The organism is Micromonospora sp. NPDC005413 (genome assembly GCF_040606435.1).
Lineage (GTDB): Bacteria > Actinomycetota > Actinomycetes > Mycobacteriales > Micromonosporaceae > Micromonospora.
On record NZ_JBEXEV010000017.1, the window covers coordinates 90,646 to 111,904 of the forward strand.

Here is a 21,259-nt window from a genome sequence, read left to right on the forward strand (position 1 = left end):
CGATATCGAGTGGATCATGCCCGGCTGGGCCGCCACCTCGGCGCGCGGATGCCGAACACGACGAATCAGCGCAGGCCGCGGACCAGCAGCAGGTAGGCGCAGTAGGCCATCGGCACCAGCAGGAAGCAGATCAGGAACCCGAGCGGCAGGTAACGCGGCGGGGTGCCGGCGACCATGGCGGGCCTCCCCCACCGGCCCAGCACCAGGTACCCCCCGAAGAACGCCACCGCCGGCAGCCCCGCACAGATCCACGCACCAAGGGTGAACCCGTCCACCAGGCCAACCCCGGAGGCGAGCACCAGGGCCAGCATGAGCACCCCGGCGGCGGCCCCGCACCCGGCGTAGACGGCAACCGACCGGGCCAGCGGTGACCACGTCGGCAGGAGCGCCGGCCGCTGGGCCAGTAGCTCCGCCTGCTGCCCGTGCCGGTCGGCCTCGTCGGCCATCCGCCGGGCCAACTCCAGCTCCACCGCCGGGTCGACCGCCGCCGCACGCTGCGCCGGCACCCCGGCACCCGCCGGGCTCACCGCCGTCGGCAGCGCCAGCCGCGCCTCGCCTGCCGGCAACTCGGGGTACGCCCCGACCCCCGCCCGCCCCGACGCGCCGGCTGCGCCGTCGAATCCCCCGTCCCCCGTTCCGGGTGCGGTGGAAGGGCCGGACCCGGCAGCGGAGGCCCACTCTGCTCCGGACGGCGGCCCAGACCCGGCAGCGGAGGCCCACTCGCCTCCGGACGGTGGCCCGGACCCGGCAGCGGAGGCCCACTCGCCTCCGGACGGCGGCCCGGGCCAAGCGGCAGTCTCGCCCGGACGCCCTGGCTCGGGGGCAGGGCCGGCGGGCGGCTGGTCGATGCCGATCGCCCGGCCGAGCTGGTCGAGGCGTTGCCCCTGGGCGGCCAGCCTCTGCTGCAGGTACTCGACGGCGGCGTGCAGGTCACGGCGGCGCGCGGAGTCGGCGGCGGCGTGCTGCTCGCCGACGCGGTGCTGCTCGGTGAGCTGTCGGGCCAGCGCCGCGTACTCCTCGAAGGACACTGTCACCGCTCCCCGTCCGGCTCGTGCCCGTCGCCGACGAACGGGACGATCAACCGTGTGCGCTGGTCGTGCCGGTCGATCAGCAGCGCCCGGTCGGCGCGGGGCGTGTAGGCCAGGTCGTGCGCCCCGAGGTGCAGGGCCAGCTCGGCCCCGGGCACGTTGAGCGCTACCAGGCAGGCGACGTCGTCGCGGTTCTGGGTGCCGCCGAGGTCGTCGGCGAGCCGCCGCAGCCCACGCCACCAACCGAGCAGGTGCACCCCGTGCCCGGGGCCCTGGCGCAGAAGGGTGCGCAGATCGTCCAGGCCGGAGCGGAACGTGCCCGGGTCGGCGACCCCGAGGACCGGCGCGGCGACGTCCATGCCGAACACCACCAGGTATTCGCGGCCAGCGGGCTCGGCGGCCAGCGTGGCGATGCGGTCGCGCAGCCCGACCGCGTCGAGGCGCCGCACCGGGTGGCCGGCGGCCCGCAGCGCGGTCTCGGTCTCGTCGGCGACCGGGTCAGCGGCGCTGACCAGGGAGGCCAGCTGGAACCGGGCGTCGCCGGGGGTGTGCTGACGGGCCAGGCTCAGCGTCGCGGCGCGCAGCACGTCCGCGCCCGTCGGTGCGGTGCCCACCACGGCGAGGTGTCGGCCGGGGGTGGTGTCCATCAGGAACAGTGCGGTGGTGCCGTCCACGTCGACCGTTCGGCCGACCAGGGCCATCGGACGCCGGCCACCGGGGCGCAGACCGGCGAAGGTGGAGTCGTCCTCGACCCGTGCGGCCTCGTACCCCTTGAAGACCGCCGGCGCCCGCGAACCCGGCGGGCGGGCCTGCCACAGCTCGTGGCGCAGCGCGGCGAGATCCGCCGCGGCCCGGTGCGCGTCGGGAAAACGCAGGACGGTGTCGGCGCCGACCGCACCGGCGGCGGTGTTGACCACGGCGGAGCCGATCGGCAGGGCCGCGGCGGCGTCGTTGAGCGGATCGAGCACCCCGCCGCCACCGGGCAGCGCCACCCGCAGCGCGAACTGCCCGAAGATCGCCTCGGCCCGCCCGTAGAGGGCCTCGATGCCGGTCATGCTCTGGCTGGCGAGCACCAGGTGGATGCCGTACGAGCGGCCCTTGCGGGCCAACTCCTCCAGCAGGTCGACGGATTCGCGGGCCAGCGCGTCGTTGCCGGCGAGCAGCACGTGGAACTCGTCGATGACCGCCACGACGCGCGGCAGCGGATTGTCCCGCGGCAGGTCGGCGAGCTTCGTGACGCCGTGCCGCTTGAGCGCGCTGGCCCGGCGTTGCGCCTCCCGGCGTAGCTCGCGCAGCACGGCGAGGCCGTACTCGCGGTCGGATTCGATACCGACGGCGCGGGCGTGCGGCAGCCAGGACGGGTCGCGACCGGTGGGCACGAACTCGGTGAAGCTGACGCCCTCCTTGAAGTCGAGCAGGTAGAGCTGCAGCTCGGCCGGTGAGTAACGGGCGGCCAGCCCGTAGAGGACGTCGAGGAGGAAGACGGTCTTGCCGGCGCCGGTGCGCCCGCCCACCAGCCAGTGCGGGGTGGCGTCGTCGAAGGCCACGGTCAGCGGGGCGCCGCCGGCCCGGCCGATCACCGTACGCAGGCCGTCGCCGGCGGACTCGGCCCAGCGCCGCTCGGGCAGCAGCTCGGTGAAGGGCAGCGCGTCGGCGCGGCGGGCGGCAGCGCCGAGGTGCTCGGCGAGCGCGCGTACCGAAGCGGGCGGCGGGTCGCCGTCGAGCAGGACGGGTGCGGCGAGCCCGCTGCCGTCGGCGCTGAACGGGGTGCCCGGCGGGTCGCCGACGTGCGCGTACCCCTGGTCGAGCCGGACCGCGGTGGTGCCGCCCAGCGGCGGCGCGGTTTCGCCGGGCAGCCGGGACGGGTGGCCGGCGAGCAGCACGCAGACGGCGGCGGCGGGGCCGGCATGGGTGAGAGCGGCGAGCCGGGCCAACTCGCGTGGCGGTGGCGCGGCCGTGGCGACCACCACCAGCAGGTGCCGGGCGGCGGGCTGGCCGTGCTGCGCGGCACGGGCATGCTGCTCGACGGCGTCCAGCAACGTGGCCACCTCGGCCTCGCCGGTGGCCGGCGGGTCGAGCACCCCGGCGTCGAGCAGGGGGCGCAACGGGCCGAAGGTGGCGCCCAGCGCAGCGGTGTCGATGCCGGCCACCCGGACCTGACCGGGCGGTGCGGTGGCGACGAGCCGCAGCACCAACGCCCGCAGCAGCCCGGCGACCTGCGGGTCGCGGGCGTCGGTGTCCAGGGCCAGGTGGTGGCCGCCGCCGAGCGGGACCAGCACCGGGAAGCCGCCGTCCGAGGTGGACGCCTCGCCGATCCGCACCGCGGCCGGCGAGTCGGTCAGCGGCGTGGCGCCCGGGGTGGGCGTGGCCAGGGCGCCGCCGAGGCGGGCCAGTCGGGCCACCAGCTCATTGGCGCCGACCGGCGTGGCGGCAGCCGGTGCCGTGCCGAGCGCTCCCCGGGCGGTGTCCAGGTGCGCCCGGGCCGCCCGGTGGGAGTTGACCGCCTGCCCGTACGTCGACGCGAGCCTGCCCAACCTCTGCCCCCAACGCCAACGGCCGCCTGGTCCCAGGAACCCTAACGGACACCCGTGGCACCCGGACAGTCCTGCGAGGACGTGTCACGCGGGGCCTGTCACGCCGGGCCTGTCACGCCGGGCCGCAGGCCGCCGGGCCCGCCGTGTCGGCCACCCCGCAGCGGAACACCTCCACCGGCGCCGCCGCGACGTTGGGCACCTGCTCCACCCGCATCAGAGCCAGCCGTTTGTCGACCGGCTCCCCCGAGTCGGGGGTGAACCGGATCAGCCCGGCCACCCCCGGGTAGCCCTGGCCGGCGTTCTGCCGAAGCACCTCCGCGTGCACACCCACCGGGTTGACCGAGGTCGGCTCCCAACGTTGCCGAGGATCGGCGTGGTGCAGCCGGGCGGCGAGGCTCTCCACCGACCGGACCATCATCATCGCCGCGTCGTAGGCGAGGCTGACCCGCTCGCCGACCTGACGGCCGGAGTCCGGGCGGCAGCGTGGCGGGTCGAGCAGGTCGTCGGCCTGGATCCAGGACAGGAAGCTGGCTCGGGCGTCGTCGCGCCGATCCTCAGCGGCACGCAGCGCGTCGCAGGTAGCCAGGGATGCCTTGGAGACGTACGTGACCGGTAGGTTGCCGGGCGCGGCGGCGCGCAGCCCCGGGTTGGCCATGTAACGGTTGGCTGAGTCGTCGGCGACGAGATGCCGGGGCGGGTTGCCGCCACACTCGCGCAGCGCCCGCAGGAAACCGTCGAACTCCGTCCACCGACCCGCGTAGAAGAGCAGACCGGGGTAGCCGCACTCGCCGGTCAGCCGCTGCCCGGTGCGCCACTCGTCGAGGCGCGTGATCCGGGCACCGAACCGCTGCCGGAGCCCGTCGACGAGGGTGCCCACGTAGAGGTCCTCGGTCAGCGAGCTGCCCTCCAACGTCGTGTAGTAGACGTGCGCCTCGTCGACCTTCAGCACCTGTCGGGCGTACGCGTCGACCATCTTCACCTGATCGGCGTTCGGCGCGGAGATCTGCAGGTAGAGGCGGGAGTTGGCGTCCATCCGGTCGGCGGAGAGCGTGGGTGCCAGCACCGGCAGCCCGACCTGGTTCAGCTCGCGCAGCGCTCGGGCGGTGCTGGTCCGGCTCTCCACCAGCCCGACCACCCCGAGCACCGTGGGATCGTCCCGGGCCAGCTCGGCCAGCATCGCCACGGCCCGGTCGGCGTAGATCATCTGCCGGCCACCGTTGGCCACCACGATCCGCAGCAGCGCGGCACCGTCGGCGCCAGCCGACTCCTTCAGCAACGCGTACTGGGCGGTGGCCATGCCTTCGAGCTCCTCCCGCTCGGAGACGTACGACTCCTCGTCGGCGCGGGTCCGGTTACCGGTCAGGGTGCCCAGGTAGACCAGGGTGAGGAATGGCCGGCGTCGGTCGCTGCGCTGCCAGACCTCCTCGGCGGCGCGGTTCTGCGCGAAGATGCGCTGCTGGATGGTCCGCAGCCCGTCCTGGCCGGGATCGTTGTTGAACACCTGCGCATCGCTGTCGCTGTAGCCGACGCACTCGCCGCTGGCGACCACCTCGACCGAGACCCGGCCGCCGGTGAGTGAGGGGTGGCAGCCCGGTCCCCACCGGCTGCCCGCCCACGCGCCCGCCGCGGCCAGCAGCACCAGGCAGAGCACGGCCGGCAGGAAGCGCCGCGACCACCAGGGCGGGTCGGGCGCGGAGAACGGCCGCACGCCGCCACGCGACGGCGGGCCGGTGTCGGTGTCGTCGGGGCGCAACGCCACGAGCCAGGCGGCCGGGCGGCGCAGCCGCCGCATCTCCGGCAGCGCCTCGGCCCACTCGTCGTACGCCTCGTCGGCCTCGGTCAACGGGTGTGGCTCGGGCAGCTCCGGCGGGGGTTGCCCGCCGGAGGCGACGATGAGCAGCGGGTCGTTGCGGCCGGTCTCGGTGCGGACGTCGCCGATGAGGCGAACCAGTTCGGCGCCGACGTTGCCGGGGGCGACGTGGTCGAGCAGCAGCGCCGGGTACGCGGTGCGCCGCCAGTCCGATGGGCGCCACGGCCGACGCCGGTACGCCTGCCGCAGGTCCTCCAGGAACGCGTGCAGCAACAGCTTGTTGACCTGGTCGGGTTGTTCGCCGTCGCGCCAGCCGGCGGTGAGGCGCTCGGCGAAGCCGAGGAAGGTGACCGACTGCCGGGGCGCGAGGTACTGCTGGCGCATGAACCAGTTGTAGTGCCGCCCGAGCACCGGCACCCGGCCGGAGACGGCGGCCCGGAACACCACCCCCGGCACGGCGCGGCGGACCAGCCAGAGCAGCACCTGCGAGACGATGCTGACCGCGTCACCGCCAGAGGGCAGCGCCTCGGGCGTACGCGGGCCCCGGCGGTCCCGCAGCCGGCGCACCAGGGCCGCGCGGGTGTCGTCGGCGTCGATGCCGAAGCTGAGGCTCTGGTGCATCAGCCAGTCGGCGAGCGGGTAGTGCCGGAAGCGCAGCCGGGCGGCGCCGAACGCCTCCAGGGAGAGCTACCGGTGCAACTCGCGCAGCAGGGAAGGCACGTCCCCGGCCCCCGGCGGCGCGTCGGCGTCCAGCACGGCGTGCGGCACCCGCCGCCGGGGGCCCTGGCCGAGGAATCGGCGCAGCGGCACCATCAGATCCGGGGTATCGGAGCGGACCAGCCAGAGCAACGGCAGCCGGCGGTCACCGCGACGGGGTCGCCGCAGCAGCCGTGCGAGCAGCGCGAAGAACTCCAGCCCGCCTGCCGGCAGCCGGTCCCGACCCGCAACCGACTGCCTCTGGCCGATCAACTCCTGCTTGGGGACCTCGGACCGTCGCACGCGTCACCTCCGATTCCACTCAGTGTGACGCATCGGGTACAGACGCGATGCCGGCCAGCGGCCGAGCGCCCACAGGGGACGCTCGGCCGCCGGCCGGTGCGGGTACGAGTACGGATCCGGTGGTGCCGGTCCGATTAGCCGGTGACCGCGTTCAGCGCCGGCAGGTAGCCGTAGCGGTAGCCGTCGGCGTCCGGGTGGTACGCCTCGATGATCCCGGAGATGTCGTTGATCCACGGGTCGCCGGCGCAGACGCCGTGCCCGGCGAAGTAGCGCCGGGTGTCGGCGAAGGTGGCGCCGGCCGCGTTGGCCCGGGCAGCCGTGACCGAGGCGAGCGCGTCGGCGGCCTCGTTGAGGATGGTGCGCTTGTAGGTGCTCATCGCCAGCCAACCGCAGGAGGTCGTCTCGAACAGTCGCGGGTAGCCGAGGACGATCAGCCGGGCATTCGGTGCCCGGTTGCGGATGGCCGCGTAGGTGGCGTCCAGCCGCGCGGGCAGCGTCGTGGTGGCGAAGGTCTTGGCCGTGTTGACGGCGTTGGTGCAGGACGAGGTGCTACCGAACCGGCAACTGGTGATGACGTTGACGAAGCCGGCGTCGTTGCCACCGATGGTGATGGTGACCAGGGTGGTGCTGGCGCTGAGCGCGCTGACCTGGTCGCTGAGCACGTCGGCGGTGACCGCACCGCCGCAGGCCTTGAAGTTGAAGCTGGTCACGCCGTGGGCGGCCGCCCAGAGCGGGGCGTACGACTTCTGACTGCGGAGGCAGCCGGACAGGTCGTACGGGCCGGCGCCGACGCCGGAGGAGTACGAGTCGCCGAGCGCGACGTAGTTGACGGCGGCGGCCTGCGCGGTGCCGGGCACGAGCACGGCGCCGAGGGCGGCCGTGAAGATGGCGATCAGCGCAGCCAGGGCGCGGGCCAGCGGACGGTGGGGCATGACGGACCTCCACAGAACAGGGGTGGTGGGATCCTGCGACCGCGCGCGTGGCCAGGGGTGGAACGGTTGTTACCAGGCGGTAATGCTATCGAAACATCTACATCAATGGAATAGCGCGGCCACACCGCGCGGCGGGCCGGCGAGGTTCACATTTGTCGATTAGGTTGGCGGAGCGAACACCCCGATGGAGGGAGTCCACCTCGTGCGACGAGTCCTCACGGCGGCCACCGCCGCCCTGACCCTCACCACCGCCGGCACCATGCTCGCCGGCACCCCCGGCCAGGCCGCCCCGACAGGCTGGGGCCGGCCCATCGTCACCGCCGCGCCGCAACCCGGCGCACCCGGGCTGGGCGACAGCTACTTCCCCGACTACGGCAATGGCGGCTACGACGTCGAGCACTATGACGTCCGGCTGCGCTACGACCCGGCGACCGACCTGCTCACCGGCACCACCACCATCCTCGCCACCGCCACACAGGACCTCTCCCGGTTCAATCTGGACTTCCTGCTCGACGTCGAGTCGGTGCGGGTCAACGGCTGGGCGGCGAGCACCAGCACGGCGGGCGCGCACGAGCTGGTGGTCAGCCCGGCCCGCACGGTGACCCGGGGCCAGCAGCTCACCATCGTGGTGCGCTACGGCGGTATCCCGTCGGAGACCCTGGTCGGCGGCTACACCGGCTGGACGCGTACCGACGACGGGGCGCTCGCGGTCAACGAGCCCGAGTCGGCGTGGTGGTGGTTCCCGAGCAACGACCACCCACTGGACAAGGCCACCTTCGACATCTCCGTGTCGGTGCCCACCGGCGTCGAGGTGATCAGCAACGGCGTGCAGCCACGGCCCCCGCTGGCCGAGGCCGGCAACCGCACCCGCTGGATCTGGCGGACCACCTCCCCCACCGCGCCCTACCTGGCCTTCATGGCCATCGGCCAGTACGACATCGTCACCGACACCACCCCGGGCGGCCAGCCGGTGATCAACGCGTACAGCACCTCGCTGGGCGCGCTCGGGCCGGCCGCACGGGCCAGCATCGAACGCACCGCCGAGATCGTCGACTGGGAGAGCGGGATCTTCGGCCCGTACCCGTTCGAGGCGCAGGGTGGCGTGGCCGGGCCGGTGGACGGCATCGGCTTCGCGCTGGAGACGCAGACCCGACCGGTGTACGGCCCCGGCTTCTGGCGGCGCGGCGCCAACACCTACGTGGTGGCGCACGAGAACGCCCACCAGTGGTTCGGCGACTCGGTCTCGGTGGCCGACTGGCGCAACATCTGGCTCAACGAGGGCTTCGCCTCGTACGCCGAGTGGCTCTGGTCGGAGGAGCAGGGCGAGGGCACCGCAAAGGAGCTGTTCGACTTCACCTACGCCAGCTACCCGGCCGATTCGGAGTTCTGGCAGGTGCTGCCCGGCGACCCGGGTGCCGACCGGGTCTTCGACGACGCCGTCTACGACCGGGGCGCGATGACACTGCACCAGCTGCGGCTGGCGGTTGGCGACGACGCGTTCTTCGAGATCCTGCCGGCCTGGACCGCCGAGCACCGGCACGGCAACGGCACCATCGCGCAGTTCCAGGCACTGGCCGAGCGGGTCTCCGGTCTGGACCTGGACGACCTGTTCACCACCTGGCTGTTCACCGCCGGCCAACCCGACGTGGCCACCGCCGCACGCAAGGCCGCCCCGCCGACCGAGCCGAAGTCCTGGGCCAAGATCCGCGAGGCGCACGAGCTCATCCAGCGTTGAGCCAGACGTTCGGCCGGGGGCGCGGGGGCGCCCCCGGCCGAACCCGGCACCCCAGCCGACAAGCGACGGGCCACCCCGTTCGAGGCGGGACGGATGGGGTCGCCGACCCAGATATGGGGCAGCTCGACAGGCACGGACGAGCACCAGCCCCGCGCATCCTCCGGCCGGCTCGCACACCTCGCGGAGGCCGGGCGGTCGCGCAGCTCAGAGAGTCTGCGCTGAGGATCCACCCACCGGCACTGGCATGTCACCCGACTGCCCGGCCGTGCGCGCTTCGATGGCGCGGATGTGCCGGTAGGCGAACCAGAGCGGTGGGAACGCCCCGACCGCGAACGAGAGGTCGATGAGCGTCCAGAACCAAGGGATGTCCCGGATTGGGCCGCAGATCAGCGCCAGCGGGACGATGCCCGCGCAGGCGATCATGCCGACCTGCACCACCCAGACGTTGCGTACCGGGTCGCGCAGCGGCCCCCAGAACGCCACCGCCAGCACCAGATGAGCGAAGGCCAACCAGTCGGTGCCGTAGAGCAGGAACGGATAGTCCTCGCCGGCAGTCACGAGCCCGGTGTGCACCCGCTGGATCCAGTCGACCAGCGCCGGCAGGTGACCGGCGAGCGGATCCAGTGCGCGCAGCAGCCAGCGCGCCTCGATCTCCAGCGGAAACGCGGTGACACCGCTCAGGAAGAGCCCGATCAGCACGATCCACAGCCAGCGACGGGTTCGCCGTAGCCGCTCCTCGATATCCATCACCGCAGCGTAACGATGATCTTCGTATCGTCCTGCCCCGTGAGCGGGCCGCAGGGAGTGACCGCTGTCTCAGCGGCAACACGCGTCCCAGCGCCGGCCCGCACCCCGGGGCGGGCCGGCGTCTGGTGACGCCCTCAGATCAGCGAGCGGCGAGGGCCTGCGCGGCCGGGCCGACCGGGGCCGGCAGCGCGCCGGCACCACCCAGATAGCCGTGGATGGCGGCGGCCGCCGCACGCCCCTCGGCGATGGCCCAGACGATCAGCGAGGCACCCCGGTGCATGTCACCGGCGACGAACACCCCGTCGGCGTCGGTCTGCCAATCGTCACGGGCGTCGACGGCTCCCCGGGCATTACGGGTCACGCCGAACTGGGCCAGCAGCGGCTGCTGCTCGGTGCCCTCGAAGCCGATCGCCAGCAGCACCAGGTCGGCCGGTAACTCCCGCTCCGAGCCCGGAACCACGGTGACGAACCGCCGGCCGTCGCGCTTCTCCACGGTCACCTCGGCGATCCGCACCGCCCGCACCTGGCCGGTGCCGTCGTCCACGAACTCCTGCACCGCCACGGCGAAGACCCGCTCGCCACCCTCCTCGTGCGCCGGGTAGCTACGCAGGATCCACGGCCAGGTCGGCCACGGATCCCGTGCCTCGTCGCGCGCCTGGGGCGGCTGCGGGTACAGGTCGAGCTGGTGCACGCCCGCCGCGCCCTGCCGATGGGCGACGCCGAGGCAGTCGGCCGCGGTGTCACCACCACCGATGATCACCACGTGCTTGCCGGCCGCGTCGATCGGGGTGCCGTCCGGCAGCACCGCGCGGGCCGCCCGACCTTCGCCGGTGACCGCGACGCCCGGCTGATCGGTGGCCGCCGTGGCGACCGCGCGATTCGCCGCGACCAGATGCGCCATTGCCTGGTGTACGCCCCGCAGCGCCCGACCCGGGGTTTCCGGGGTTTCCCGGCCCTGCAACGCGCCGCAGGCCAACAGCACCGCGTCGTGTTCGACGCGCAACTGCTCGGCGGTGACGTCCACGCCGACGTTCACGCCGGTGCGGAAGCGCACCCCCTCGGCGGTCAGCTGGGCCAGACGGGCGTCGACGTGCCGCTTCTCCAGCTTGAAGTCGGGAATGCCGTACCGGAGCAGGCCACCGATCGCGTCGTCACGCTCGTACACCGTCACCAGGTGACCGGCGCGGGCCAACTGCTGGGCGGCGGCCAGGCCGGCGGGCCCGGAACCGACGACGGCGACCGACCGCCCGGACGGCGCCGGCACCGGGCGGGGGGTGAGACCGCGCGCCGCGGCGGCGTCGGCGATCTCCACCTCGATCTGCTTGATGGTCACCGGCTGGCCGCCGGCGATGCCCAGCACGCAGGCCGCTTCGCAGGGTGCCGGGCAGAGCCGACCGGTGAACTCCGGGAAGTTGTTGGTGGCGTGCAGCGACTCCACCGCGGCGTCCCAGTTGCCGGTGCGGACCAGGTCGTTCCAGTCCGGGATCCGGTTGCCCAGTGGGCAGCCGGCCGTGTCGCTGTGGCAGAACGGGATGCCGCAGTCCATGCAGCGGGTTGCCTGCTCGCGGACCAGTTCCTCGCCGGCCGGCGGGTACACCTCACGCCAGTCGCTGATCCGCACCGGCACCGGGCGGCGGGCCGGCAGCCGCCGGTCGTAGCGCAGGAAACCGTTCGGGTCAGGCACGTGCCACCTCCTGGGCAGCCACCCGCGGGGCGGGCGGCACCGGCATCGCCGGCTCAGTGGGCGGTGTCAGTTCTTTCATCACCGCGTCGTCGACGTCGCGGCCGGCGGCTTCGGCGGCCCGCATGATCTCCAGCACCCGGCGGTAGTCGCGGGGCACCACCGCGGTGAACTCGGCCACCGCCTCCGGCCAGCGCTTGAGCAGTTCCTCAGCGACCGCCGACCCGGTCTCGGCCACGTGCCGCTGGACCAGCTCGTGCAGCAGCGTCTGCTCCTGCTCGCCCAGCGGCGCCAGGTCGACCAGCTCCGCGTTGACCCGTGCGCGATCCAGGTGGTGCACGAACGCCGTGCCGCCGGACATGCCGGCCGCGAAGTTACGGCCGGTCGCGCCGAGCACCACCACCGTGCCGCCGGTCATGTACTCGCAGCCGTGGTCACCGACGCCCTCGACCACGGCGATCGCGCCGGAGTTGCGCACCGCGAACCGCTCCCCCACCCGACCACGCAGGAAGATCTCGCCCGCGGTGGCCCCGTACAGGATGGTGTTGCCAGCGATGATCTGATCCTCGGCCCGCTGCCCCGGCTCGGCGTCGGCGTCGAGGAACGGCGCGGCCGCGTCCGGACGCACGATGATCCGCCCGCCGGAGAGGCCCTTGCCCACGTAGTCGTTGGCGTCACCGTGCAACCGCAGGGTCACCCCGCGCGGCAGGAAGGCGCCGAACGACTGCCCGGCCGTGCCGTGCAGCACGAACTCGATGGTGTCCTCGGGAAGGCCGGCACCGCCGAAACGGCGGGTCACCTCGCCGCCGAGCATCGCGCCGACGCTGCGGTGCTCGTTGCGCACCGCCACCTCGACCCGCGTCGGCGAGCCACCGGAGAGCGCCGAACGGGCGAGCGCGATCAGCTCGTTGTCCAGTGCCTGATCAAGGCCGTGATCCTGGGCGCGGACACCACGTCGGGCAGCGCCGGCGGGCAGCTCCGGCAGGTGCAGGACAGGCGCGAGGTCCAACCCGTGCGCCTTCCAGTGCGTCACCGCCGTGGCCACGTCGAGCAGCTCGGACTGCCCGATCGCCTCCTCGATCGACCGGAAGCCCAGCTCGGCAAGATATCCCCGGACCTCCTCGGCGAGGAAGAGGAAGAAGTTCTCCACGAACTCCGGGGTGCCCGTGAAGCGCTCCCGCAGCACAGGGTTCTGGGTGGCGATGCCGACCGGGCAGGTGTCCAGGTGACACACCCGCATCATCACGCAGCCGGCGACGATCAGCGGCGCGGTCGCGAAGCCGAACTCCTCCGCGCCGAGCAGCGCCGCGATCAGCACGTCCCGGCCGGTCTTGAGTTGGCCGTCGACCTGCACGGTGACCCGGTCGCGCAGCTTGTTGAGCAGCAGCGTCTGCTGCGCCTCGGCCAGCCCCAGCTCCCAGGGGGTGCCGGCGTGCTTCAGCGAGTTCATCGGGGAAGCGCCCGTGCCGCCGTCGTGACCGGAGATCAGGATGACGTCCGCCTTGAGCTTCGCCACCCCGGCGGCGACAGTGCCGACGCCGACCTCACTGACCAGCTTGACGTGCACCCGGGCAGCCGGATTGACGCACTTCAGGTCGTGCACCAGCTGGGCGAGGTCCTCGATGGAGTAGATGTCGTGGTGCGGCGGCGGGGAGATCAGACCCACGCCCGGCGTGGCGTGCCGGGTCCGGGCGATCCAGGGCCAGACCTTGTTGCCGGGGAGCTGACCGCCCTCGCCCGGCTTGGCGCCCTGCGCCATCTTGATCTGGAGGTCGTCGGCGTTGACCAGGTATTCGCTGGTCACACCGAACCGGCCACTGGCGATCTGCTTGACCGCCGAGCGGCGGGCCGGGTCGTGCAACCGGTCGACGTCCTCGCCGCCCTCGCCGGTGTTCGACTTGCCGCCGAGGCGGTTCATCGCGATGGCGAGCGTCTCGTGCGCCTCCGCGGAGATCGACCCGTACGACATGGCGCCGGTGGCGAACCGCTTGACGATCTCGGTGGCCGGCTCGACCTCTTCGATCGGCACCGCCGGGCGGACCCCGGTACGCAGGGTGAACAGCCCGCGCAGCGAGCCGGCCTGCGCGGCGAGCGCGTCGACCTTCGCCGTGTACTGCCGGAAGACGTCGTACTGCCGGCTGCGGGTGGCGTGCTGGAGCAGGAAGACCGTCTCCGGGTTGAACAGGTGCAGCTCACCCTCGCGGCGCCACTGGTACTCGCCGCCGACCTCCAACCGGTCGGAGGCCGCAGCGCCCGCCGGGGGCCAGGCCAGCGCGTGCCGGGCAGCCACCTCGGCGTGCACGCCCGCCAGCCCCACCCCGCCGATGCGGCTGGGGGTGCCCCGGAAGTAGCGCTCGACCAGCCGGGTGTCCAGGCCGACCGCCTCGAAGACCTGCGCCCCGCAGTACGAGGAGACCGTCGAGATGCCCATCTTCGACATGATCTTCAGGACGCCCTTGCCGAGCGCCTTGGCGTAGTTGCGGACCGCGGCAGCGGGTTCGACGCCGGCCAGCACGCCGGTGGAGATCAGGTCCTCCACCGACTCGAACGCCAGGTACGGGTTGACCGCAGCAGCGCCGTAGCCGATCAGGACCGCCGCGTGGTGCACCTCCCGGCAGTCGCCGGACTCCACGATCAGCGCCGCCTGCGTACGCGTCTGCTCACGCACCAGGTGCTGGTGCACGGCGGCGGTGAGCAGCAGCGACGGGATCGGCGCCAGGTCGGCGTTGGAGTCCCGGTCGGAGAGCACCAGGATGCGTACGCCGTCCTCGATCGCCTCGGAGACGTGTCGGCAGATCTCGGTCAGCCGTGCCTTGATCCCGGCGGCGCCCTCTCGGATGCGGTACAGACCGGAGACCCGGACCGCCTTGAAGCCGGGCAGGTCGCCGTCATCGTCGATGGAGAGGATCTTCGCCAGCTCGTCGTTGTCGATGATCGGGTGCGGCAGCACGATCTGCCGGCAGCTCGCCGCACCCGGGTCGAGCAGGTTGCCCTCCGGCCCGATCGTCGACGCCAGGCTGGTCACCAACTCCTCGCGGATGGCGTCCAGCGGCGGGTTGGTGACCTGGGCGAAGAGCTGGTGGAAGTAGTCGTAGAGCAGCCGCGGTCGGGTGGACAGCGGCGAGATCGGGGTGTCCGTGCCCATCGAACCGAGCGGCTCGGCGCCGGTGCGGGCCATCGGCCCGAGCAGGATCTTCAGCTCCTCCTGCGTGTAGCCGAAGGTCTGCTGGCGGCGACGGACCGAGTCGTGGGTGTAGACGGTGTGCTCACGGGCGGGCAGGTCGTTCAGCTCGATCAGCCCGGCGTGCAGCCACTCGCCGTACGGCTGCGCGGCGGCCAACTCGGACTTGATCTCCTCGTCGTGCACGATCCGACCGGCGACGGTGTCGACCAGGAACATCTTGCCCGGCTGGAGCCGCCCCTTCGCGACCACGTGGGCCGGGTCGAGGTCGAGCACGCCCGCCTCGGAGCCGAGCACCACGAGCCCGTCGTCGGTCTGCCACCAGCGCCCCGGGCGCAGCCCGTTGCGGTCCAGCACCGCGCCGACGATGTCGCCGTCGGTGAAGGCCACCGACGCGGGGCCGTCCCACGGCTCCATGAGGCTGGCGTGGAAGCGGTAGAAGGCTCGTTTGGCCGGCTCCATGCCGGGGTCGTTCTCCCACGCCTCGGGGATCATCATGAGCACCGCGTGCGGCAGGCTCCGCCCGGCCAGGTGCAGCAGCTCCAGGACCTCGTCGAAGTTCGCCGAGTCGGAGGCGCCGGGGGTGCAGACCGGGAAGACCCGCCGGATGTTGCCTGGCACGTTCGGTGAGCGCAGCAGCGCCTCGCGGGCCTGCATCCAGTTGCGGTTGCCACGAATCGTGTTGATCTCGCCGTTGTGGGCGATGAACCGGTACGGGTGCGCCAGCGGCCAGGACGGGAAGGTGTTGGTGGAGAAGCGGGAGTGCACCAGCGCGATCGCGCTGTCCACCCGCTCGTCGCGCAGGTCGGGGTAGAACGCCGGCAGCTGGTCGGGGGTGAGCATTCCCTTGTAGACCATGGTCCGGCTGGACAGCGACGGGAAGTACGCCGGCACGCCCCGCTCGGCGGTTTCCCGTTCGGCCTGCTTGCGCAGGCAGAACGCCACCCGGTCCAGCTCGGTGCCCCGCAGGGCGGAACCGGCCGGCCCATCGGGCGAGTCGGTGAGCCGGTGCGCGGCCAGGAAGAGCTGCCGGACCCGGGGCATCGCCGCCACGGCGGTCTCGCCGAGCTCACTCGGGTCGATCGGCACGTCCCGCCAGCCGAGCACGTCGGCCCCCTCGACCAGCGCGTACTTCTCGACCACCCGTCGGGCACGCGCCTCGGCGGCATCGCTGTCGGGGAGGAAGACAAGCCCAGTGGCGTATTCGCCCGCCGGGGGAAGCGCGACGTCGGCCACCGCGCGCAGGAACGCGTCGGGCACCTGGATCATGATGCCCGCGCCGTCTCCGGTGTTCGGCTCCGCGCCACGCGCGCCCCGATGATCCAGCCGGCAGAGCGCGCCGAGCCCGTTGGCGACGACCGCGTGCGAACGCCGGCCGTGCAGGTCCGCTACGAAGGCCACACCGCAGGCGTCGTGCTCCTGCGCCGGGTCGTAGAGGCCCTGGGCGGGCGGACGGGAGCCGGGCGTGGGGGACGGCTGCGGGCTGTGCGGGTACGGCTGTGACTTGTGCGGGTACGGCGGAGCCACCGGGCCTCCTGTCGTCACTCAGGTTGGATCATGGTGGGGACGACGTCGGCCCGTGGGTCTATTGAGTCTACGTTAGGGTCCGGGTCGCACGGCCACCTGAGATTGATCACACCGTCCATAGTCTGGGACGTGTAGTCTCGCGCGGTGGATCCGCTACACAAGGACATCTTCGACCGGTTGGAGCACTTCTACGACGCGGTGCCCCGCGACGTAGTCGGTGTGGAGGAGCATGGCGGGCTGGTGCTGTTCGTCCGAGAGGGCGCCGGCTGGCCGTTCTACGCCCGCCCTCGGATCGACGCCACCGAGCCGCCCTCGCTGGCCGACGTGACCTCGGTCCGCGAGCGGCAGCGGAAGCTGGGCCTGCCGGAAGCCTTCGAGTGGGTGCACGAGACGACTCCCGAACTGTTGGCGGTGGCCCGCTCGGCGGGGCTGAACGTGCTGGAAGCGCCGCTGATGGTGCTCGACCCGACCGCGCTGCCCGACCCGGCGACGCTGTCCGACGTGGCGGTGCGGGTGCTGGCGGCGGACTCTCCCGGCTTCGCCGCCGACGTCGCCGCCCGGCGTGCGGTGGCAGCCGTGTCGTTCGCCGCAGCCGGCACCGCGCCCGGCGGGGCCGGCCCGGCCGAGCGGGACGCCGCCGTCACCGAACTCGAGCTGGCCGCGCTCGACGAGGAGCGCGCCCGGATCGTCGACGGTCGACGGATCTCCGCGCTGGCCGGTACGCCGACCGAGGGCGCGCTGGCCAGCGGCATGGCCATGCGTGTGGGCGACGTCGCGGAGATCGCCGGGGTGGCCACCCTGCCGGCCGCCCGGCGACGAGGGCTGGGCGCCGCGCTCACCGCCACCCTTGCCCGGGAGCTGGTTGCGGCCGGCACCGACCTGATCTTCCTCTCCGCGGGCAGCGAGGAGATCGCCCGGGTCTACCTGCGGGTCGGCTTCCGCCGCATCGGCACCGCCTGCATCGCCGAACCCGCCGCCCTCATCCCCTGACCCCTCCCGCGACCGAGGTCAGGCCGGGGGACGCCACTGGGCGGCGGAGGCTGCGGCACTGGAGAGCAGCCGCGGATTGATTCTGCCGAGTGCGGCGTCCCGGGCACGCAACGCCAACCGGCCCCGGGTCTGGAGCACCGCCGACATGCGTCGGGTCTGCCGGACCACCGTCGCGGCCCTGGGACGGCGCACCCGGTCGTACGCCTGAACGGCATCGGGCAGTCGAGCCTCGCGCAGCAGAGAGGCGAGCGTGGCGGCGTCCTCGAAAGCGAGGCAGGCGCCCTGCCCGAGGTGCGGCGGCATGGCGTGCGCCGCGTCGCCGAGCAGCACCACCCCGCCCGGCCCGACCGGAAAGCCGTACGCACGGGGCAGCGGACGCAGCTCGCGGACCTCCTGCTGGACCAGGTCGGCCGGATCGGTGGCGTCGAGCAGTGCGCCAATGGGGGCCGGCCAGCCCGCGTACCAGCGCCGAAGCAGGGCGAGCTGGGTTTCCGGCGGCTCCGGGCGGGGGGCGCCGGCGGCAGTGGCCACCCAATAGATGCCGCCCCGGGTGGACCCACCCGAGGAGCCGCGCTCGCCCAGCGACGCGGCCACGAATCGGTAACCCGCGCCGAGGACCTCGCCGGCCAGCGGCTGGTCGTCGGGTAGCCGAGGTGCCTGGTACCAGGGGATCACGGCCCGCCATGCGGCGCATCCGGAGCTGACCACCCGGGACTCGGGGGCGAGTTGGCGGCGGATGCCGCTGTCCGTGCCGTCGGCGGCGACCACCAGGTCCGCCTCGATGGTGTGCCGTCCGTCGCTCACCGCCGGTCGCTCGCCCGGCTCGACCCGGACGTGTCGCACGGTCACTCCGGTACGCAGCTCGACCCGGTCGCCGAGGCCGGCGATCAGCGTGTCGTGCAGGTCCTCGCGGTGCACCACCACCGGCATCCGGTCGGCCGGGATGGGCCGGGGCTGCACGAGCCAGTGCCCGTCCGGGCGACGGACGCCACCGTCGGGTAACGGGGTGGCGATGGCAGCCAGGCCCGCGCCGAGGCCGAGGACCTGCAGCGCGCGGACTCCGTTGGGCCAGAGCACCACGGCGGTCGGCTCGGGGCGCACCCGTTCGGCGCGTTCCAGCAGGGTGACCTGCCAGCCGGAGCGGGCCAGCGCGCCGGCCACCGCGAGGCCACCGACCCCTGCGCCGACCACCACCGCGCTTCGCATCGGTGCCGCCTCCGCTCAGCTGTCCCGGTCGGCGGGCCGCGCGGTGGCCGCGTCGGCCCGGTCCGCGCGGGAGGCCGACGGGTCGTCCGCCGGCTCGTCGTCGGTCGACGGGCGGTCGACGGGTGCCGCCTCATCGAGCGGCTCGCTGCCGCCCGGCCGGGAGTCCTCGTCGGTGGCCGGATCGGGCGGCATGACGCCGGTGTCCTGCCAGGCGGCGTACTGCTCCTCGCTGACCACTCGGTAGCCCTCCGGCGCGGCGGCCCGCGCGGCGGTCTCTCGCTCGGAGAGATCGACCTGGGACAGGTCGGACGTAGTGGGCGGGGTCGGCGTCGCCGCCGCGCCGAGCGGGATCAGGTAGTCCCGGGGGCCACGCACCCGTACGAAGTAGATCAACGCGCCGAGGAAGACCAGGCCGGCGGTCCAGACGTTGAGCCGGACACCGAGGATCTGGTTGGCCTCGTCGGTGCGCATCAGCTCGATCCAGAACCGGCCGACGGTGTAGCCCATCACGTAGAGCGCGAACGCCCGGCCCCGGCCCAGCTTCAGCCGTCGGTCCAGGATGAGGACCAGGGCGACCACGCCAAGGTTCCACAGCGCCTCGTAGAGGAAGGTCGGCTGGTACAGGCCCGGTTCGAGGATCGGCTGCCCGGCGTCGTCACGCAGCGCGTGCCCCGGATTGTCCGGGTCCATCCGGTGGATCTCCAGGCCCCACGGCAGGGTGGTCCGGCCGCCGAAGAGCTCGTTGTTGAACCAGTTGCCGAGCCGACCGACCGCCTGGGCCAGCGGCAGCCCGGGTGCCAGCGCGTCGGCCACCACGCCGAACGGGATGCCGAGTTGCCGGGCCGCGATCCAGGCACCGAGTGCGCCACCGGCGACCGCGCCCCAGATGCCGAGACCGCCCTCCCAGATGGCGAACGCCTTCATCGGCTCACCGCCGGCGCCGAAGTATTTCTCCGGTGAGGTGATCACGTGGTAGATCCGGGCGCCGATGATGCCCGCGGGCACCGCCCACACGGCGATGTCGAGCACCGCGCCGGGCGCGACGCCGCGCTGCCGCAGCCGACGCTCCGTCACCCAGCAGGCCAGCACGATGCCGGCGATGATGCAGAGCGCGTACGCCCGGATCGGCACCGGCCCGAGCTGCCAGACCGCGGTGCTGGGACTGGGAAGGGCCGCCTGGGGGGACAGCGAGACGAGGGTCACGGGTGCACACGCTACCGCTGCACACCCCCGCAGCGGCACCCCGGGCCACTGGAGCGCGCATCTCGGTGACTTCTGGTTTGCGCCGCCGTACGCTCTTTGTCCATGAGTGCGCTCACCTGGGCGGTCGCCGCAGTCGTCACCGACGACACCGGCCGGGTTCTGCTCTGCCAGCAGGGCCGGGGCGAGCGCCGCTACGCGCTACCCGGCGGGCGACTGCGCCCCGCCGAGAGCCCGGTGCGGGCGGCCCTGCGGGACATCCGCGCCGAGATTGGCTGGGACATCGAGCTGGTCGACCTGATCGGCGTCTACCACCTGACCGGCCCCACGGGGAGAACGCCGGCCGGAGGCGCCGGGCCGCTACCGGACGTCCTCGTGCACGTGTTCCGGGCCCGCGCCGCCGATTGCCGACCGACGGCCGACCCGCCGCCGGGCTGCCGGTTGTCCTGGCACGCCCCCGCCGCGCTGCCCGAGTCGGTCACCCCGCTCACCCGGGCCGCCGTCACCGACGCGATCGCCGGTCGCTCCGGCGTGCTCCGCGACACGAGGTGGACACCCGGGACCATCAACCCCGCGCCGCCGCCGGCAGCGCGCCTCGCCGTGAAGACCAGTCCTCCGACCGGCCACGACGGGCAGGCGAGGACGGGCCACGACGGGCAGTCGGATGGGGGGCAGCCACCGGAGCAACGGGCCGAGGCAGACGTACCAGGACGTTCGCCGGCCCTGGACCACCCATCACCCGTTCCCGGACGCCCCCCGCCGGCCGGGCATCCATCCGGTTGAGCGCTATACCGGTGAGGCATAGATATGACTCACAGGTATAACGCTCACCGGACAGACAGGCCCCGACGCGCACAGCGCCGAAGCACACGGCGGCCGAAGGGCTCAGCGCGTGGGGGTGCGGACGCCTTCGGCGAGTTCGGCGCTGAGGGTCCGCAGGGCGGCCAGCCCCTCCGCCTCGGTGGGCGCGTCGAGCATGCACCGGACCAGCGCGCTGCCCACGATCACCCCGTCGGCGTACCCGGCGACGGTACCGGCCTGCGCACCGGTGCCCACGCCAAGACCGACACCGATCGGCAGGTCGGTGACCGCCCGGGCCCGGGAGACCAGCGTCGGCGCGGCGTCGGAGGTACGCGCCCGGGCGCCGGTCACACCCATGACTGCGGTCGCGTAGACGAAGCCGCGGCAGTGCTCCACGGTCATCGCGAGCCGGGCATCGGTGGACGACGGCGAAACCAGGAACGTGCGGTCCAGTCCGTGCGCGTCCGAGGCGGCCAGCCACTCGTCGGCCTCGTCAGGGATGAGGTCGGGGGTGATCAGACCGGTGCCACCGGCAGCGGCGAGATCACGGGCGAACACGTCCACGCCGTAACGCTCGACCGGGTTCCAGTAGGTCATGGTGACCACCGGCGCTCCGGTGGCCGCCACCGCCTCGATGATGCGCAGCGTGTCCGCCGTGCGTACGCCCCCGGCCAGCGCGATGTCGCTGGCCTTCTGGATGACCGGCCCGTCCATCACCGGGTCGGAGTAGGGGATCTCCACCTCGATGACGTCGACGCCGGCCTTGACCATGGCGATCATCGCGGCGATGCTGCCCTCGACGGTCGGGAAACCAGCCGGCATGCAGCCGACCAGCAGTGCCCGTCCGTCGGCGCGGGCCTTGTCGAAGGCCACCCCGATCCGGCTCAT

At 73.2% G+C, this 21,259-nt stretch carries 14 protein-coding genes; 3 read left to right on the top strand and 11 right to left on the bottom strand.

Annotated features, from left to right (window positions below):
- Window positions 1–65: 65 nt before the first annotated feature.
- From ABZS37_RS19250 to ABZS37_RS19270, 5 genes are all read right to left on the bottom strand, one after another.
- Window positions 66–1,028 carry a hypothetical protein gene (locus ABZS37_RS19250; RefSeq protein ID WP_355170653.1) on the bottom strand — a complete coding sequence of 321 codons (963 nt, stop codon included), beginning with the start codon at window positions 1,026–1,028 and terminating at the stop codon, window positions 66–68.
- A gap of 2 nt (window positions 1,029–1,030) precedes the next feature.
- On the bottom strand, window positions 1,031–3,562 hold the full coding sequence (locus ABZS37_RS19255) for an FtsK/SpoIIIE domain-containing protein (RefSeq protein ID WP_355170655.1): 2,532 nt from the start codon (window positions 3,560–3,562) through the stop codon (window positions 1,031–1,033).
- A gap of 112 nt (window positions 3,563–3,674) precedes the next feature.
- On the bottom strand, window positions 3,675–5,993 hold the full coding sequence (locus tag ABZS37_RS19260; protein WP_355170657.1) for a hypothetical protein: 2,319 nt from the start codon (window positions 5,991–5,993) through the stop codon (window positions 3,675–3,677).
- A 66-nt stretch (window positions 5,994–6,059) separates the two neighbouring features.
- Entirely contained in the window at window positions 6,060–6,371 is a 312-nt protein-coding gene (locus ABZS37_RS19265) for a hypothetical protein (RefSeq protein WP_355170659.1), read from the bottom strand.
- A gap of 134 nt (window positions 6,372–6,505) precedes the next feature.
- Window positions 6,506–7,303, bottom strand: coding sequence for an SGNH/GDSL hydrolase family protein (locus tag ABZS37_RS19270; RefSeq protein WP_355170661.1), 798 nt, complete (start codon window positions 7,301–7,303; stop codon window positions 6,506–6,508).
- 202 nt (window positions 7,304–7,505) lie between these two features.
- On the opposite strand from ABZS37_RS19270, the gene ABZS37_RS19275 reads away from it, so the two are divergent.
- Window positions 7,506–9,038 carry a M1 family metallopeptidase gene (locus ABZS37_RS19275; RefSeq protein WP_355170663.1) on the top strand — a complete coding sequence of 511 codons (1,533 nt, stop codon included), beginning with the start codon at window positions 7,506–7,508 and terminating at the stop codon, window positions 9,036–9,038.
- A 204-nt stretch (window positions 9,039–9,242) separates the two neighbouring features.
- Here the strand turns inward: ABZS37_RS19275 and ABZS37_RS19280 are convergent, their stop codons facing one another.
- The 3 genes from ABZS37_RS19280 to gltB form a co-directional block, all read right to left on the bottom strand.
- The gene (locus ABZS37_RS19280) at window positions 9,243–9,785 is read right to left on the bottom strand and encodes a hypothetical protein (RefSeq protein ID WP_355170665.1); all 543 of its coding nucleotides are present in this window, start codon (window positions 9,783–9,785) and stop codon (window positions 9,243–9,245) included.
- A gap of 139 nt (window positions 9,786–9,924) precedes the next feature.
- A complete protein-coding gene (locus tag ABZS37_RS19285) occupies window positions 9,925–11,469 on the bottom strand; it encodes a glutamate synthase subunit beta (RefSeq protein ID WP_355170667.1) in 1,545 nt (514 codons plus the stop codon).
- Window positions 11,462–16,174 carry a glutamate synthase large subunit gene (gene gltB / locus ABZS37_RS19290; protein ID WP_355170669.1) on the bottom strand — a complete coding sequence of 1,571 codons (4,713 nt, stop codon included), beginning with the start codon at window positions 16,172–16,174 and terminating at the stop codon, window positions 11,462–11,464. Before gltB ends, ABZS37_RS19285 begins: the two co-directional genes overlap by 8 nt.
- A 144-nt stretch (window positions 16,175–16,318) precedes the next feature.
- On the opposite strand from gltB, the gene ABZS37_RS19295 reads away from it, so the two are divergent.
- On the top strand, window positions 16,319–17,164 hold the full coding sequence (locus ABZS37_RS19295; RefSeq protein ID WP_355170671.1) for a GNAT family N-acetyltransferase: 846 nt from the start codon (window positions 16,319–16,321) through the stop codon (window positions 17,162–17,164).
- 18 nt (window positions 17,165–17,182) lie between these two features.
- Here the strand turns inward: ABZS37_RS19295 and ABZS37_RS19300 are convergent, their stop codons facing one another.
- Together ABZS37_RS19300 and lgt are read right to left on the bottom strand one after the other, a co-directional pair.
- Window positions 17,183–18,370 carry an NAD(P)/FAD-dependent oxidoreductase gene (locus ABZS37_RS19300; RefSeq protein WP_355170673.1) on the bottom strand — a complete coding sequence of 396 codons (1,188 nt, stop codon included), beginning with the start codon at window positions 18,368–18,370 and terminating at the stop codon, window positions 17,183–17,185.
- A gap of 15 nt (window positions 18,371–18,385) precedes the next feature.
- Window positions 18,386–19,573: a prolipoprotein diacylglyceryl transferase gene (gene lgt / locus ABZS37_RS19305; RefSeq protein WP_355170675.1), complete on the bottom strand. Its 1,188-nt coding sequence runs from the start codon at window positions 19,571–19,573 to the stop codon at window positions 18,386–18,388.
- 102 nt (window positions 19,574–19,675) lie between these two features.
- Between lgt and ABZS37_RS19310 the strand changes: the two genes are divergently transcribed.
- Window positions 19,676–20,353, top strand: coding sequence for an NUDIX hydrolase (locus tag ABZS37_RS19310; RefSeq protein ID WP_355170677.1), 678 nt, complete (start codon window positions 19,676–19,678; stop codon window positions 20,351–20,353).
- Window positions 20,354–20,455: 102 nt separating this feature from the next.
- On the opposite strand, the gene trpA is transcribed toward ABZS37_RS19310, so the two are convergent.
- A complete protein-coding gene (trpA, locus tag ABZS37_RS19315) occupies window positions 20,456–21,259 on the bottom strand; it encodes a tryptophan synthase subunit alpha (RefSeq protein WP_355170679.1) in 804 nt (267 codons plus the stop codon).

Coding starts and splice junctions, on each gene's coding strand:
- ABZS37_RS19310 (WP_355170677.1), top strand. CDS start 19,676: ATGAGTGCGCTCACCTGGGCGGTCGCCGCAGTCGTCACCGACGACACC.
- ABZS37_RS19300 (WP_355170673.1), bottom strand. CDS start 18,370: ATGCGAAGCGCGGTGGTGGTCGGCGCAGGGGTCGGTGGCCTCGCGGTG.
- ABZS37_RS19260 (WP_355170657.1), bottom strand. CDS start 5,993: ATGCACCAGAGCCTCAGCTTCGGCATCGACGCCGACGACACCCGCGCG.
- trpA (WP_355170679.1), bottom strand. CDS start 21,259: ATGAGCCGGATCGGGGTGGCCTTCGACAAGGCCCGCGCCGACGGACGG.
- ABZS37_RS19270 (WP_355170661.1), bottom strand. CDS start 7,303: ATGCCCCACCGTCCGCTGGCCCGCGCCCTGGCTGCGCTGATCGCCATC.
- ABZS37_RS19280 (WP_355170665.1), bottom strand. CDS start 9,785: ATGGATATCGAGGAGCGGCTACGGCGAACCCGTCGCTGGCTGTGGATC.